The following is a 14049-nucleotide window of genomic DNA, read 5'->3' on the forward strand; positions in this document are numbered from 1 at the left end:
CCGCCGCAAGAGCTTCGCCTGATCCGCATCCGCTGAAACAGCTCGTGCCGCCACCTGCGGGCAGTGTGCGGTCGCGACCTCCATCGGCGCCGCCAGCCTCCCTACTGCATGTTTCCTTAAATCGTATCCGATTTAAGGACAAAAACATGCAGCGATTCAAGGTGCTACAGCGGCCTTCGCGCGTCTGATAAGACGCGCGGCGCTGTAAGCGCCATCGCAATGTAACACCTTAATTCCGGAGCGAATTAAGGATAAGATTGCACGATAAATGTCGGATACCGCCACGCTTGCATTGCAACCGCGATAGCCGAAGGTCGGACATCCCTTCTGACCCTCCGCCAGGGGCATGTCGCTCGACCGCGTGGCGCGACGGAAGGAGCGCTGTGGCATGAACATATTCACTGAAGAAAGGGAACCGACGAGGCGTGAATTCCTCTATCTTTCGACCGGCATTGCGGGCGCAGTTGGACTGGCTGGTGCTTCGTGGCCGTTCTTAAACCAGATGAATCCTGACGCCTCGACGCTGGCGATGGCCTCGATCGAGGTCGACGTAGCCTCGCTTGAGGAGGGGGCGTCGATGACGCTCAGGTGGCGCAACCGCCCGGTCTTCATCCGCCACAGGACGCCCAAGGAGATCGAGGCGGCGAAAGCGGTCGCGATCGACGAACTCAAGGACCCAGTGGCGCGTAACGCCAATCTTCCCAGGGACCAGCCGGCCACCGATCTTGCGCGCTCGGCCGGAGAAGGACGAGAGAACTGGCTCGTGATGGTCGGCGTCTGCACCCACCTCGGCTGTATCCCGCTCGGCCAGGCCGGAGAATACGGCGGCTGGTTCTGCCCTTGCCACGGCTCGCACTACGACACGGCCGGCCGCGTCCGTAAGGGTCCTGCCTCGGAGAACCTGGCGATACCGCCGATGGAGTTTATCTCCGATACCGTCATCAAGATCGGTTAGCGCACGTCGTGCGCCCGTTTCGCCCCGAGATGTGTCGTCTCAGTCGATGAGAGCCGAGACAAAAATGACGTAGCCGGCATAGACCACATTCGCGACGATCAGGCACATGCAAGCGAAGGAGCCGAGGTCCTTGGCGTTCTTGCCCATCTCCGAGATCTCCGGCGACACGCGGTCGACGATCTCTTCGATCGCCGTGTTGATCGCCTCAAAGGCCATCATCAGCAGGAACAGGATCGCCATGGCGACGTACTGGAAGAAGGTGGCGCCGGCAATGACGAACGCGACCATGGCCATCGCAAAGGCGATCAGCTCGTGCCGGAACGCAGCCTCGCCGATCAGCCGCTTGGCGCCGCCCAGCGAATAGCTGGCGGCAGCGAACAGATGACGGATTCCGGTCTGCTTTTCGACCGGTCCGGTCTGGCCGCGGCGGGGCGTGGTATTGTTGGCGTCCATTTCATCTCGACTGTCTATAAAACTGCGCTGCTTCGACATCGTTATTGAGGCGAATGCAAGGCGGTCCCGGTTGCAGAGGGAGCCGACGGGTGGCTGCGGCGTGCATATGCGCCTCTGGATAGGCGAGAAGAATGCGACCATCAAGCCCGCCGCAGACAAGTGTGGTGCCTGCGACAGGCAATCGACAGCAAACGATGGGCCTTTGCGCGAAAGCCCGCCGTTTCTTCGTCAGTTCTTGTTGCTGACGCCAGCCTGCGCAAACGTCGCCATGCCGCCGTGGCAGGCGGCGGCAGCCTTGACGATGCCGGCGGCAAGTGCTGCGCCCGTGCCTTCGCCAAGGCGCATGCCGAGCGCGAGCAGCGGCGTCTTGCCGAGCTTCTCGATCGCCCGCATATGGCCGGGCTCGCCGGAGACGTGGCCGATCAGGCAATGATCGAGCGCCGACGGATTGGCGGCCTTGAGGATCGCGCCTGCAGCGGTTGCCACATAACCGTCGATGATCACGGGGACCTGCTGCATGCGGGCGGCCAGGATGGCGCCGGCCATGGCGGCGATCTCGCGACCGCCGAGACGCCGCATCAATTCGAGCGGGTCGGACAAATGATTGCGATGCAGCGCGACCGCCTTTTCGACCGCAGCGATCTTGCGCTTCAGGACCTCGCCTTCCGAGCCTGTGCCCGGCCCGACCCAGTCTTCCGCGGAGCCGCCGTAAAGGCCGAGATTGATCGCAGCAGCGATCGTGGTGTTGCCGATGCCCATCTCGCCGATGCACAAGAGATCGGTACCGCCGGCGACAGCCTCCATGCCGAAGGCCATGGTGGCCGCACAGTCGCGCTCGGAAAGGGCAGCCTCCTCGGTGATATCGCCGGTGGGATAATCGAGCGCGAGGTCGAAGACCTTCAGGCCGAGATCGTGGCTGACGCAGATCTGGTTGATTGCGGCGCCGCCGGCGGCAAAGTTCTCGACCATCTGTGCCGTGACCGACGACGGAAATGGCGTAACGCCCTGACGGGTGACGCCGTGATTGCCGGCGAAGATCGCGACAAGCGGCCGATTGACCGCCGGCGGCTTGCCCGTCCAGGCGGCGAGCCAGAAGGCGATCTCCTCGAGGCGCCCAAGCGCGCCCGGCGGCTTCGTCAGCTGCGCATCGCGATCGCGCGCGGCAGCCAGCGCGGCCGAATTCGGGCCCGGCAGGTTGCGCAACAATTCGCGGAAATCATCAAACGGCAGGCCGCTGGCACTCATGGGGAGGAATCCTTGCATATCGTGAAGCTCAATCCACGCTCCTCATAGAGGGCGCGGAAATTTCGGGCAACGACATTTGCGCCAATCCGTGTCGCCGGAGCATGATCCGGCGAACGGGCGTCGATTCGGCGCACCCGGGGTTGGAGGGGCCATGACCTATCTTCGCGACTTTTGTGACGATCTGGCGCGCTCGGTCGCCTTCCTCAGCCGCATCCATATGCCGCAACGCCATTTCGTCGATTATGACGGCCGGCTGAACCGTGCCGTTCGCGCCTTTCCGTTGGCGGGGCTGCTGATCGCCCTGCCCGCAGCCGCCATCGCCTCCTTGCTGATGGCGTTCCAGGTCAGCTCCCTGTTTACGGCCTTCCTGGTCGTCGCCGTGCAAGCGCTGGTGACAGGCTGTCTGCACGAGGATGGGCTCGGCGATATGGCCGACGGCTTCGGCGGCGGGCGCGACCGGGAAGCGGCGCTGGTGATCATGAAGGACAGCCGCATCGGCTCCTATGGCGCCGTTGCGCTGATCCTCTCCTTCGGCCTTCGCGTATCGGCGCTGGCGTCCTTCCTGCCGCTGTTCACGCCGACCGGCGCCGGGCTGATGATCCTGGGCACTGCCGCCCTCAGCCGTGCGGCCATGGTCTGGCACTGGTCGCGCCTGCCGCCGGCTCGCCGCGACGGCATTGCAGCCTCGGCCGGCGAACCCGACCCGGCAGCCGCGTCGTTTGCGCTTGGCTCAGGCGTCCTTGCCGCGATGCTGCTCTTCTATTTCGCCAAGGCTCCGGCAATCGCCCTCATTCTCACACTTGTCGCCTTCGTCGCAACCGTTGCCGCCTTTGGCCGTCTCGCCAACCGCAAGATCGGTGGCCACACCGGCGACACCATCGGCGCGACACAGCAACTGACGGAAATCGCCATCCTCGGCGCCCTTGCACTGACAGTTTGAAAAGCCGATATAATCAGTCGAAACAACGGCCAGCGCCGCAACTCAGGACCTTCAGCTCAGGACCATGGAATCTCCCTGCATTCTCGTCTGTTCGATCGACGACAGGACCGGCTACTGTTTCGGCTGCGGCCGGACGCGCGACGAGATCGGCGCCTGGACGCTCTACACCGACGCCGACCGACACACGATCATGTTGGCCCTGCCGGCAAGGCTTGAAACGATGGAGCGAAAGCCCCGGCGCGAGACGCGCCGCACCCGCATGGCAAGGGAACGCGGAGACGCATGACACGCCTTTTGATTCTGCTCTCGATCCTTGCGATCGGCCTCCTGTTGCTGATCGTCAACCACGACGCCGGCCGCACCTTCGGACTGGCGAATGACGATTTCGGCCAGCTCGTGTCGCTCGGCGCAATTGCCACACTCTTGAGCGCCGGTATCTGGCAAAGCCGTCGCCGCTTTGGCGCAGGCGCCCGGCAGGCGGCGATCTGGCTGCTTATCGTGCTGGCCCTTGTTTCAGCCTATGTCTACCGATTCGAGATTCAGGGCTTCGGCAACCGGGTGCTTTCCGGCCTCATACCCGGCCGCGCGACGGTCATCATCGACAGCCAGGGCCGCCAGGAGGTGGTGCTGCAGAAGATGATCAACGGCCACTTCGAGACCAATGCAACGGTCAACGGCAAGGACATCAACATGCTGGTCGATACCGGTGCCAGCAGCATTGCGCTGACCTACGAAGATGCCGAGCGCATCGGGCTTGATCCGGCGAACCTGAGCTACACGATGACGGTCATGACCGCCAATGGTCAGGCGATGGCAGCACCCGTTCTGCTTTCCGAGATCGCCATCGGGCCGATCGTGCGCAACGATATCCGCGCAACGGTCGCGGCCGAAGGCAAGCTCGACCAGAGCCTGCTCGGCATGAGTTTCCTGTCGACGCTCGACTTCCTGCAGATGCGCACAGACGAGCTCCGGCTGCGCGACTGATCGGCGGTTGCGATAAACGATTCTTGGCGTCTGTTGATGATGCCAGGCGACCCCCATATCCACGGGTCATTCGCTCTGACACTAAAACCCACCGGACGATTTGTGCGCGCCGCAAACCAAGGTCGTACGGAGTGGGTGCGGGCGTTAGAGCGTTTCCGCCTTAGGCGGAGCCGCGGAAACACTCTATCTCTTTGTTTTTTCGCATTTCCTGACGGAAAACCGCTTCGCACTTTTCCTGGAAATGCTTGTCCAACGAACCGACCCGCCTCACCATCATCAGTTCCGCAGCCGGTAGCCGGTGCGGAAGATCCAGGCGAGCACCGACAGACAGACCGCCAGGAACACCAGGATGATCGCCGCGCTGAAGACCGGATTGACGTCGGACACTTCAAAGAAGCTCCAGCGAAAGCCGCTGATGAGATAGAGCACCGGGTTGAAGTGGCTGACCGCCTGCCAGAATGGCGGCAACATGTCGATCGAGTAGAAGCTGCCACCAAGGAACACGAGCGGCGGGATGACCAGCATCGGGATCAGGTTCAACTGTTCGAAGTCCTTGGCCCAGATGCCGATGATGAAGCCGAACAGGCTGAACGAAACGGCCGTCAGCACGAAGAAGAACACCATGGCAAGGGGATGGGCGATCGAAAGATCGACGAACAGCGAAGCGGTCAAGAGGATGATCGTGCCGATCATCACCCCCTTGGTCGCCGCCGCCCCGACATAGCCGAGCACGATCTCGATCATCGACACCGGCGAGGACAGCACCTCGTAGATCGTGCCGGTGAACTTCGGGAAATAGATGCCGAAGGAGCCGTTGCCGATGCACTGGGTCAACAGGGTCAGCATGATCAGACCCGGCGTGATGAAGGCGCCATAGGAAACGCCGTCGATCTCCTGGATGCGCGCGCCGATCGCCGCGCCGAAGACGATGAAATAGAGCGAGGTGGAAATGACCGGCGACACCACGCTCTGCAGCAGGGTGCGCCGCGTGCGCGCCATCTCGAAGAAGTAGATCGACTTGATCGCTTCGATGTTCATCGTCCTGCTCCCACGATCTCGACGAAAATATCCTCCAGCGAGCTCTGCCGCGTGGAGATGTCCTTGAGGCGTACGCCGGCTTCGGCGAGCGCCGCCAGCAGCGAGGTTATGCCCGTGCGCTCGGCGCTGGTGTCATAGTCGTAGATCAGACAATGACCATCGCCCTCGAGCGTCAGGTTGTAGGTCGAGAGCGTTTCGGGCACGGCTTCCAACGGATGCGACAGGTCGACACGCAGTTGCTTGCGCCCGAGCTTTGACATCAGAGCGGTCTTGTCCTCCACCAGCAGGATCTCGCCGCCATTGATGACGCCGATGCGGTCGGCGATCTCTTCCGCCTCTTCGATGTAGTGGGTCGTCAGGATGATCGTCACACCAGAGGCGCGCAGCCGTTCCACGACCTCCCACATGCTCTTGCGCAGGCTGACGTCGACACCGGCGGTCGGCTCGTCGAGGAAGAGCACGCGCGGTTCGTGCGACAGCGCCTTGGCGATCAGCACACGCCGCTTCATGCCGCCCGAAAGCTCGCGCAGCATGTTGTCCTTCTTGTCCCAGAGGGACAGATCCTTCAGCACCTTTTCGATATGCGCCGGATTCGGCTTCTTGCCGTGCAGGCCGCGCGAAAAGGTGACGGTGTTCCAGACCGTCTCGAAGGCATCCGTCGTCAGTTCCTGCGGCACCAGGCCGATCATCGACCGCGTCTCGCGAAAATCGCGCACGACGTCATGACCGCCGACCTTAACGGTACCACCACTCGGATTGACGATGCCGCAGATAATCGAGATCAGCGTGGTCTTACCTGCCCCGTTCGGACCAAGCAGCGCCAGGATCTCGCCCTGCTCGATATCGAGGCTGACGCCTTTCAGCGCCTTGAAGCCCGAGGCATAGGTTTTCGAAAGATTGGAAACGGAAACGATTGGCGCCATGAAGCTGATCCGGATGCGGGGAGCGAAGTCGGCAGGTCTCGCCTATATGGGCCGATTCATCGCGATTTGCAGCCCGCGCCCCGCAAAAAACAAGTTGACGGAGCGTCAACATCAGGGCAATCGGCCGCTTTCCAATCCGATCCGGTCATTTCCCTGTCCTTGCAGACGAGGCCCCACGCGCTGCAATCGGTCGTGCAGCACCATGCCGGCAAGCATGGCGACCACGAAAAGCGCCGTCGCCGGCAGGCCGAGTGAAAGGGATGCGAGCGCCGGCCCGGGGCAAAGGCCGACGAGACCCCAGCCAACGCCGAAGATCGCCGAGCCGATGATGAGCCGGCGGTCGATCACGCGGTTCGCGGGCAAATGAAAGGCGTCGTCGAGCAGCGGCCGCTGCATGCGCCGGGTCATGAGGACGCCGAGTGCTGAGACGGCAACCGCGCCGCCGAGTACGAAGGCAAGCGACGGATTCCAGTCGCGCGTGATGTCGAGGAAAGCGCGAACGCGGGCCGGATCCAGCATGCCGGAGAGCGACAGGCCGATTCCGAAGATGACCCCGGAGGCAAGCGTTGCCAACAGGCGCGAGAATACGCTGCCGCTCATTGGAAATAACCTTGGAGATAGACGGTGACGACGGCCGCGATCATGAAGGTGACAACCGCTGCGATCGACCGGCGAGAAAGCCGGGCGAGACCGACGACGCCGTGACCGCTGGTGCAGCCCGAGCCCATGCGCGAACCAAAACCGACAAGCAACCCGCCGACCACGAGCAATGGCCAGGAGGACGTGACGGTAACGGTCGGCCAGGTGCCAGCGAAAAGACGGTAGACCACGGGCCCCGCTATCAGGCCAAGAACAAAGACGATCCCGGTGGTGGCCTGGACACCCTGCAACAGCCTTCCGGCAATTCCGCTGATACCGGCCACACGACCATTGGCCACCATTAGGATCGCCGCCGAAAGCCCGATCAGAAGTCCTCCGGCAAGCGCATTCCAGTACTCATTCATGTTTTCTTGCCTTCGCGACAGAAGATTTGACAAAGCGCGCCCACGAGTCGGGCGACCTTATCATGGGTCAGGCGGTAGAAAACCTGCTTGGCCTGGCGCCGCGTCGAAACGACGCCCGCATCGCGCAGTACGGTCAGTTGCTGCGACAGCGTCGGCTGACGGATACCGAGCAATTCCTCCAATGCCGCCACCGAATGTTCCCCTTCGAGAAGCGTGGTGACGATCAGCAGTCGGTTGCGGTTGGCAAGCGTGCGCAGGATCTGCGAAACTTCTGTGGCATGCGCAGTCATATCGGCGCGCACCCCTGGAAATCGCATTACAGTTCCCATGCCTTCCTCCTGTCGTGCCAAGGAGTGAGTGGAGCCCCGAAAATGACGCGTCCGGGACAAGCCCGGATTCTATCCATGATTGTTATATGAAGTAATATATTATGGTATTACTTATCGACACGATAGACGACACACAAACACGTTACCACCTACCGTCGGCCCGCACCGACGAGGACGATGAAAATCATATAGCAAAGTCAGATTGTTACAATTGGGAGCAACCGGAAAGCAGCGCGCCAAAGTTGGGTCTATTTTCGGAATCAACCATGAGGGAGCGCTAAAACCTACGGTATAAAAACGACTTATCCGTAAAGGCTGTAGAAAAAGCGCATTGCAACCAGGATTATGAAAATGCGGAATCCGCCTCAAGCTGGCGCCGGTTCATGGCATGGGCCGCCGCCACGCCGAGCGGTGCAACCAGCAATGTGATTGGAGTGATCCGGCCAACGGCGATCGAGTTGATGAAACCGGTTGAAAGCGGCGGCAGGCTGGCGCGGCCCAAACAGACCGGGGATCGGGATCAACACGCCACTCCAATCGGGACGGTGAGAATCCGGCGAAGAATTGCCGCCGACGTGGCAGTTCTGTCACGAAACGGTGATGCTTCTCAATCAGTTTGGCACGGCACGCGGCCTGCCCGCCACGTGATTTGCACGCATCGCTTCAGTTCCGGAGACCCCTTATCCGGACGTCGGCCGGCTCCCCCGCCGGCCATTTTTTTGCCTGCATGCAAGACGGGTCAGCCATCGCCATCAATCACAGTGGCGGTAACCGGTCTTGCGTGTCCTCAGGTCGAAGTGAAAATGATCCTTGTGAAAGGGATCGCTGCCCGGGCCGAGAACCGTATTGAAGTACTTGCAGCTGTCGGTGCGAACGGCCTTCAAAAGCCCCTTCTCGCGGAAGGCGAAGAAGCCTTTCTTGCGCACGTCGATTTCCTTGCCGTTCTTCAACACGAACTTGCCGACATCGATGGCGTTGCCATGCGCATGCTCGGACATCGGGTTGCCCCGGCGCGAGTTCATGGTGCGGCAGGAATAGCCGCCGAGCGGCTTGATCGTCTTGACGCCGGACCAGTAGCGATAGCGCGACGATGGCGCCAGTTCGTATTTCACCCATTTCGCAAAGGCTTCGGTCACTTCGCAGTTGAGCTTGACTGCGGGCTTGACGTCGATGCCCCCGGACAGGCCGCTGAGCTCGATCGGATAGTCGATGCCGCAGGAAGGGCCGTTGCTGATGCGCGGGATATCGCGAAACTCGACGCCGAGCTTGCGCAGGCGCTTCCGGCAGGCGATCTCCGAGCCCGGCATCTCGCCGGTATATTGCCTCTCCGGCGTCGATAGCGGATTGCGCATGCGCGGCAGCATCGCCACCTGCTGCGGTTCCTGGGCTCTCTGCATGGCCTTCTGCCGCTCGAAGGCACGGGCGCGCTGCGCCTCTTCGGCTGAAATCTGTTCGGCAGTCAAAGGCGGCAGATCCGGGTCGCCGCCAAGGCTCGCCTGGGCCTCGTTCAAGGTCTGCGGCGGGCTACCGAGCTGGCGGACATTCTCCTCGCCGATGCCGCCGACGACGGGCTGGCTGGCATTGCCCTCGGCAATCTCGCTGCTCTGCTCCTCCGCCAGCCCGACCACCGGCTGCACGCCGAGCATGGCGTCCATATTGACGCCTTCGGCAGGAATGGCGGTGGAGCCGGTGTTGACCTGCTGGGCGCCGGAAAGTGCCGCCTCTTCGCTGTCGATCATCGGCAGGGGGCGGCGTGTTTGCTGGCGCGGCTCAACGGGCATTTCATTGCCGCCGCCATTCCTGAAAGTCGAAACCGGCTCTCCGGAGGGATAGGCCGCGACCTCCTGCTCCGGCACGGCATCGACCGGAACGGACCTGATCGCACCAACCCGTTCACCGCTGTCTATGCGCGCCGAGGGCGTCAACACATCGGTGGTGCAGGCAACAAGCGAGATCGACAGCACGAATGCCGTCAACGGACGATGGAGAGAGGGAACATACGCCATACCGATTTGCCGCCTTCATCCAGGGCGATATTTAAGACATCGCCGCGCCGCACTCACCCCGACATCAAAACGGTGCAGGCCGCCTGTGTCGCAAGCCGGGCACGCCGCCGAAAAAGCCCGATTTGAGGCGTATTTTATGCAAACACGGTAAATGAAGCCTTGCGAGCGGCACCCAACATCCGGCAGGTGCGCGGCTTAGCAATGCGCAGACGGCGCGCAGCGAAAGGCCCGCGAAGATCGCTCTGCGCGGGCCTGTTTCACTTTTCTTGCATAACTGTGCTTAGCGGCATTCACCGGGGTGAACGACCCGGAAGCCGGCGCCACCCGCCTCGCAGGAGTTCGGGAAGGTCTGGATCCGGTTGCCGCGTTGGCCGCAGACCGGCGCGTATTCGCGTGTGCAGAACTGGCCCTGCGGCGGACGGTCGTCGTCACGGCGGCATTCGCCGGGCGCAACCACCCGGAAGCCATCGGCGCGCGCCATGCAGGCATTCGAGAATGTCTGCTGCTGGCGGCCACGTTGGCCGCACACCGGAGCGTATTCGCGCGTGCAGGCCTGCGGCTCGCGTTCCGGCGGGCGGTAATCCGGCCGGCACTCGCCACGGTGGATCACGTTGAAGCCATCGGCTCGCGCCTGGCACGAATTCGAGAAGGTCCGCGTGCGGTTGCCCCGCGCGCCGCAGACCGGCGCATATTCCATCGTGCACATCTGCGGACGGGTCGGCCGCGGACCGGGTCTCGGTTCGTCAACGACGACGGTACAGGCGGAGAGAAAGCCGAGCGCCAGCAGAATAGCCGCCCCCGGCCGCGTAAGAAGAAGTCTGAGAAGCGCCATGAATATCCCCTCTAGCACCGGCAGACGGGCGACCCGGCGCCATGCCGCATCATTCCACCTCCCGTTCAGCCGTATCTATCTCCGTACACGGATTGGTCAAGCCCGCCCCACGCCGGACTGACCAGCGGTTGAACGGAACCCCAAATCGTCAACGACAGTGAAGGCCGAACCGCCCCCATCGCACATCCGCGCTTCCGATCGATTCGCTCGCGTCGTCTAGGGGCCGAAATGCCAAAAGGCCTGCGTGCTTCCGCACGCAGGCCTTCATTGATCGCTATGGGCGTCGTGCTCAGGCAGCTCGGCCGTAGGCGGTTTGCCGGGCAGTTTCCTGCAGTCGGAACTTGGTCAGCAGCATCTTCAGTTCGCGGCTCTCGGCAGCGAGCGTCTGGCTTGCCGCGGTCGTTTCCTCCACCATCGCGGCGTTCTGTTGGGTCATCTGGTCCATGCTGTTGACGGCGGTATTGACCTCCGCCAGACCGGTCGCCTGTTCGCGGGCCGCCGTTGCAATCGAGGCAACCTGTTCGTTGACACGGTTGACCAGGGCTTCGATCTCCGTCAGCGCATCGCCGGTCGAGCGGACAAGCTCGACGCCGGCGCCGACTTCGCGCACCGATGTTCCAATCAGTTCCTTGATCTCCTTGGCGGCGCCGGCCGAGCGCTGCGCCAACTCGCGCACTTCCTGTGCGACAACGGCAAAACCACGACCGGCTTCGCCTGCCCGCGCGGCTTCGACGCCGGCATTCAGCGCCAGAAGATTGGTCTGGAAGGCGATTTCGTCGATCACGCCGATGATCTGGCTGATCCGGCTCGACGACGTCTCGATCCGCCCCATGGCGTCGATGGCGTTGCGCACGATGCCGCCGGATTTTGCCGCGCTCGCCTTGGTCTCGCTGACCATGCCGCGCGCTTCGTTGGCCCGGTCGGACGAATGGCGCACCGTCGAGGTGATCTCGTCAAGCGCCGCTGCCGTCTCTTCCAGCGCTGCCGCCTGCTGTTCAGTGCGGCGCGACAGATTGTTGGCCGCTTCCGAAATGTCGCCGGCGCTGGCAGTGACGATCTCGGTCGAATGTGAGATTGAACCGATCACGTCGCGAAGCGCTGCAACCGCCGTGTTGAAGTCCTGCCTCAGCTTGCCGTATTCCGGGGCGATATGGCCGATTTCGGCCGTCAGGTCACCGCTTGCGAGCAGCTCGAGCGCCGCGCCCACGGTTTCCATCGCATCAGCCTGCGCATCGGCGGTTGCCCGCTGGCGCTGTTCGTTACCGCGCCGCTCGGACTCCAGCCTGTCCTGCTGCTCGGCTTCACGGGAGCGCAGCTCCAGCCGCTCGCACACCGAGTCGCGCAGGACGACGAGGACCTTGGCCATCTGGCCGATCTCGTCACCCCGGTCGGTTTCCGGCACGTCGGATGACAGGTCCTCATCGGCAATCGAGCGCATCGAGGCCTTCAGCTTCTCGACCGGCTTGACCACGCTGCGCACGATCGCCAGCGCCGCCATCACGATCGCCAGTGCTGCGGCGAAAAGAATACCCGCCACCTGCCAGGCGCGCTCGCGGAACATGGCCGCGAGATCGTCGGAGTAGACGCCGGTGCCGACCACCCAGCCCCAGGGCTTGAAGCCGGCGACATGGGAGTATTTCAGCACCGGCTCGTCGGCGTCCGGCTTCGGCCAATAGTAATCGACGAAGCCCTGCCCGCTCTTTTCGACCGTCTTGACGAATTCGACGAAGAGGTGCTTGCCATTCGGATCCTTGTTGGCGGAAAGATCGCGGCCATCCATTTCCGGCTTGATCGGATGCATGATCATCGTCGGATGCATGTCATTGATCCAGAAGTAACCACTGCCCTGGTAGCGCATCGCCTTGATCGCTTCGAGCGCCCGCTTCTGCGCATCCTCGCGCGACAGCGTGCCGGCAACCTCCTGTTTGTGGTACGCGTCGAACACCGCAATGGCGTTCTCGTTCATCGCCGACAGCATCGCCTTGCGCTCGCCGACGAGCTTGTCCTGCGCCTGAAACAGACCGAAGGTCAGCGCCGCCGCCATCGTCAAAAGTGCGAACGCGACGAGCGCGTACAGTCGCACCGAAATCCTGAATCTCTTCATCCCCAGTCCCCTGCCTCCAGTAGAAGCGTGCAGGATAGGGATGGCCTTTTGCAAAGCCCCTAACAAACGATCCCTAATTTTGACGGTTCTCATTTAATACCTTCGAAAGGAATGGAATTCGACATCATCGACCCGGCGCGATTTGTCGCCCGGCGCTCTTCCCTGACGAAGCAACGATGCGCTACATCTTTTGCGAAACAGGGAGACAGGCCGCATGACCGCAGACAACAAGCCGACCGGCGAACTGACCTTGCGCACGCTCGCGATGCCCGCCGACGCCAATGCTGCCGGCGACATCTTCGGCGGCTGGGTGATGGCGCAGATGGACCTTTCCTGCGGCATCCGCGCCGCCGAGCGGGCCCGCGGCCGCGTGGTGACGGCGGCGGTGAAGGAAATGGCCTTCGCGCTGCCGGTCAAGATCGGCGATACGCTCTGCATCTACACCGATGTCGTCAAGGTCGGACGCACATCGATGACGCTCAAGGTCGAGGCCTGGGCGCAGCGCTATCTCTCGCATCTGATGGAAAAGGTGACCGACGCGATCTTCGTCATGGTCGCGCTCGACGAGAACGGCAAGCCGAAGGCGGTACCGGACGAATAGGAGCAGCGTTCATGGACCCGACCCAGCCTGATCCGGCGATCTTCTCGCATATTCGCGTCGTCATGGGCATGGTGGTCAGTCTCAGTCTCGCGAGACTGCTGAGCGGGCTTGCGCTGTTCGTGCAGCATCCGGGAAAGACCAGGGTCTACTGGATCCACCTCGGTTGGGTCCTGTTCATGTTCGTCTTCCTCGTGCATTTCTGGTGGTGGGAGTTCCATCTCCATGCCCTGCCCGTGCTCGACGTGACCGTCTACCTCTTCGTCATCCTCTATTGCTGCGTCTTCTTCTTTCTTTGCGTGCTGCTGTTTCCAACGACGCTCGAGGATTACAGCGACTACGAGCATTACTTCATGTCGCGGCGAAGCTGGTTCTTCGCGTTTCTGGCGCTCGCCTTTGCCGTCGACCTCGTCGACACCGCGCTCAAGGGAAAGGCCTATTTCGCGTCCTATGGGCTGGAATATCCGGTCCGCAACGTGACCTATATCGTCCTGTGCGTGATCGCCGCCTGGACACCGAACCGGCGCTTTCACGCCGCGTTCCTCATCGGCGCGGTTACCTATCAATTGGTGTGGATGTACCGCGCCTTCGACCTTTTGGACTGAGGACGCCCTATCGTTTGGGGGTCACGGACGCCG

Annotated in this window: 16 protein-coding genes; 6 read left to right on the forward strand and 10 right to left on the reverse strand. The window is 62.3% G+C overall.

The genetic code is table 11. From position 1 onward, the window contains the following. The first annotated feature begins 388 nt into the window (after positions 1-388). The gene (gene petA / locus AC244_RS25990) at positions 389-955 is read left to right on the forward strand and encodes a ubiquinol-cytochrome c reductase iron-sulfur subunit (RefSeq protein ID WP_053251723.1); all 567 of its coding nucleotides are present in this window, start codon (positions 389-391) and stop codon (positions 953-955) included. A gap of 39 nt (positions 956-994) precedes the next feature. Here the strand turns inward: petA and AC244_RS25995 are convergent, their stop codons facing one another. Then, complete coding sequence (locus tag AC244_RS25995; protein WP_053251724.1) at positions 995-1408, reverse strand: diacylglycerol kinase; 414 nt, start codon at positions 1406-1408, stop codon at positions 995-997. 228 nt (positions 1409-1636) lie between these two features. After that, entirely contained in the window at positions 1637-2653 is a 1017-nt protein-coding gene (cobT, locus tag AC244_RS26000; RefSeq protein WP_053251725.1) for a nicotinate-nucleotide--dimethylbenzimidazole phosphoribosyltransferase, read from the reverse strand. Positions 2654-2804: 151 nt separating this feature from the next. Here cobT and AC244_RS26005 point away from each other — a divergent pair, with 151 nt between their 5' ends. The 3 genes from AC244_RS26005 (at position 2805) to AC244_RS26015 (ending at position 4577) form a co-directional block, all read left to right on the forward strand. Continuing rightward, the gene (locus AC244_RS26005) at positions 2805-3593 is read left to right on the forward strand and encodes an adenosylcobinamide-GDP ribazoletransferase (protein WP_053251726.1); all 789 of its coding nucleotides are present in this window, start codon (positions 2805-2807) and stop codon (positions 3591-3593) included. A gap of 64 nt (positions 3594-3657) precedes the next feature. After that, on the forward strand, positions 3658-3879 hold the full coding sequence (locus tag AC244_RS26010) for a DUF1289 domain-containing protein (RefSeq protein WP_053251727.1): 222 nt from the start codon (positions 3658-3660) through the stop codon (positions 3877-3879). Beyond that, a complete protein-coding gene (locus AC244_RS26015; protein WP_053251728.1) occupies positions 3876-4577 on the forward strand; it encodes a TIGR02281 family clan AA aspartic protease in 702 nt (233 codons plus the stop codon). The genes AC244_RS26010 and AC244_RS26015 overlap by 4 nt, the downstream gene beginning before the upstream one ends. Positions 4578-4853: 276 nt before the next feature. On the opposite strand, the gene AC244_RS26020 is transcribed toward AC244_RS26015, so the two are convergent. The 8 genes from AC244_RS26020 to AC244_RS26055 all read right to left on the reverse strand — a co-directional run bounded on the left by AC244_RS26020 (position 4854) and on the right by AC244_RS26055 (position 12813). After that, positions 4854-5615 (reverse strand): ABC transporter permease, encoded by a 762-nt coding sequence (locus AC244_RS26020; protein WP_053251729.1) that lies wholly within the window; start codon positions 5613-5615, stop codon positions 4854-4856. Next, positions 5612-6538 (reverse strand): ABC transporter ATP-binding protein, encoded by a 927-nt coding sequence (locus AC244_RS26025; protein WP_053251730.1) that lies wholly within the window; start codon positions 6536-6538, stop codon positions 5612-5614. Before AC244_RS26025 ends, AC244_RS26020 begins: the two co-directional genes overlap by 4 nt. Positions 6539-6649: 111 nt before the next feature. Continuing rightward, positions 6650-7138 (reverse strand): YeeE/YedE family protein, encoded by a 489-nt coding sequence (locus AC244_RS26030; RefSeq protein WP_053251731.1) that lies wholly within the window; start codon positions 7136-7138, stop codon positions 6650-6652. Continuing rightward, positions 7135-7542 (reverse strand): YeeE/YedE family protein, encoded by a 408-nt coding sequence (locus tag AC244_RS26035; RefSeq protein WP_053251732.1) that lies wholly within the window; start codon positions 7540-7542, stop codon positions 7135-7137. The genes AC244_RS26030 and AC244_RS26035 overlap by 4 nt, the downstream gene beginning before the upstream one ends. Beyond that, positions 7539-7871, reverse strand: a complete 333-nt coding sequence (locus tag AC244_RS26040) for an ArsR/SmtB family transcription factor (protein ID WP_053251733.1) — start codon at positions 7869-7871, stop codon at positions 7539-7541. Before AC244_RS26040 ends, AC244_RS26035 begins: the two co-directional genes overlap by 4 nt. A gap of 752 nt (positions 7872-8623) precedes the next feature. Then, on the reverse strand, positions 8624-9877 hold the full coding sequence (locus tag AC244_RS26045) for an extensin family protein (protein WP_053251734.1): 1254 nt from the start codon (positions 9875-9877) through the stop codon (positions 8624-8626). A gap of 280 nt (positions 9878-10157) precedes the next feature. Next, complete coding sequence (locus AC244_RS26050) at positions 10158-10709, reverse strand: Kazal-type serine protease inhibitor family protein (protein WP_053251735.1); 552 nt, start codon at positions 10707-10709, stop codon at positions 10158-10160. 289 nt (positions 10710-10998) lie between these two features. Then, a complete protein-coding gene (locus AC244_RS26055) occupies positions 10999-12813 on the reverse strand; it encodes a methyl-accepting chemotaxis protein (RefSeq protein ID WP_053251736.1) in 1815 nt (604 codons plus the stop codon). 214 nt (positions 12814-13027) lie between these two features. Here AC244_RS26055 and AC244_RS26060 point away from each other — a divergent pair, with 214 nt between their 5' ends. Beyond that, entirely contained in the window at positions 13028-13414 is a 387-nt protein-coding gene (locus AC244_RS26060) for an acyl-CoA thioesterase (RefSeq protein ID WP_053251737.1), read from the forward strand. Positions 13415-13425: 11 nt separating this feature from the next. Next, complete coding sequence (locus AC244_RS26065) at positions 13426-14016, forward strand: hypothetical protein (protein ID WP_053251738.1); 591 nt, start codon at positions 13426-13428, stop codon at positions 14014-14016. Positions 14017-14049 lie beyond the last annotated feature (33 nt).

Source organism: Ensifer adhaerens, from assembly GCF_001270265.1.
In the GTDB taxonomy this organism is placed as follows: domain Bacteria; phylum Pseudomonadota; class Alphaproteobacteria; order Rhizobiales; family Rhizobiaceae; genus Ensifer; species Ensifer adhaerens_B.

What these genes read in the sequence shown, in the direction of transcription:
- AC244_RS26045 (WP_053251734.1), bottom strand. Translation starts at nt 9,877, where the DNA reads ATGGCGTATGTTCCCTCTCTCCATCGTCCGTTGACGGCATTCGTGCTG.
- AC244_RS25995 (WP_053251724.1), bottom strand. Translation starts at nt 1,408, where the DNA reads ATGGACGCCAACAATACCACGCCCCGCCGCGGCCAGACCGGACCGGTC.
- AC244_RS26060 (WP_053251737.1), top strand. Translation starts at nt 13,028, where the DNA reads ATGACCGCAGACAACAAGCCGACCGGCGAACTGACCTTGCGCACGCTC.
- AC244_RS26050 (WP_053251735.1), bottom strand. Translation starts at nt 10,709, where the DNA reads ATGGCGCTTCTCAGACTTCTTCTTACGCGGCCGGGGGCGGCTATTCTG.
- AC244_RS26015 (WP_053251728.1), top strand. Translation starts at nt 3,876, where the DNA reads ATGACACGCCTTTTGATTCTGCTCTCGATCCTTGCGATCGGCCTCCTG.
- AC244_RS26065 (WP_053251738.1), top strand. Translation starts at nt 13,426, where the DNA reads ATGGACCCGACCCAGCCTGATCCGGCGATCTTCTCGCATATTCGCGTC.
- AC244_RS26020 (WP_053251729.1), bottom strand. Translation starts at nt 5,615, where the DNA reads ATGAACATCGAAGCGATCAAGTCGATCTACTTCTTCGAGATGGCGCGC.
- AC244_RS26030 (WP_053251731.1), bottom strand. Translation starts at nt 7,138, where the DNA reads ATGAGCGGCAGCGTATTCTCGCGCCTGTTGGCAACGCTTGCCTCCGGG.
- cobT (WP_053251725.1), bottom strand. Translation starts at nt 2,653, where the DNA reads ATGAGTGCCAGCGGCCTGCCGTTTGATGATTTCCGCGAATTGTTGCGC.
- AC244_RS26010 (WP_053251727.1), top strand. Translation starts at nt 3,658, where the DNA reads ATGGAATCTCCCTGCATTCTCGTCTGTTCGATCGACGACAGGACCGGC.
- AC244_RS26005 (WP_053251726.1), top strand. Translation starts at nt 2,805, where the DNA reads ATGACCTATCTTCGCGACTTTTGTGACGATCTGGCGCGCTCGGTCGCC.
- AC244_RS26055 (WP_053251736.1), bottom strand. Translation starts at nt 12,813, where the DNA reads ATGAAGAGATTCAGGATTTCGGTGCGACTGTACGCGCTCGTCGCGTTC.
- petA (WP_053251723.1), top strand. Translation starts at nt 389, where the DNA reads ATGAACATATTCACTGAAGAAAGGGAACCGACGAGGCGTGAATTCCTC.
- AC244_RS26040 (WP_053251733.1), bottom strand. Translation starts at nt 7,871, where the DNA reads ATGGGAACTGTAATGCGATTTCCAGGGGTGCGCGCCGATATGACTGCG.
- AC244_RS26025 (WP_053251730.1), bottom strand. Translation starts at nt 6,538, where the DNA reads ATGGCGCCAATCGTTTCCGTTTCCAATCTTTCGAAAACCTATGCCTCG.
- AC244_RS26035 (WP_053251732.1), bottom strand. Translation starts at nt 7,542, where the DNA reads ATGAATGAGTACTGGAATGCGCTTGCCGGAGGACTTCTGATCGGGCTT.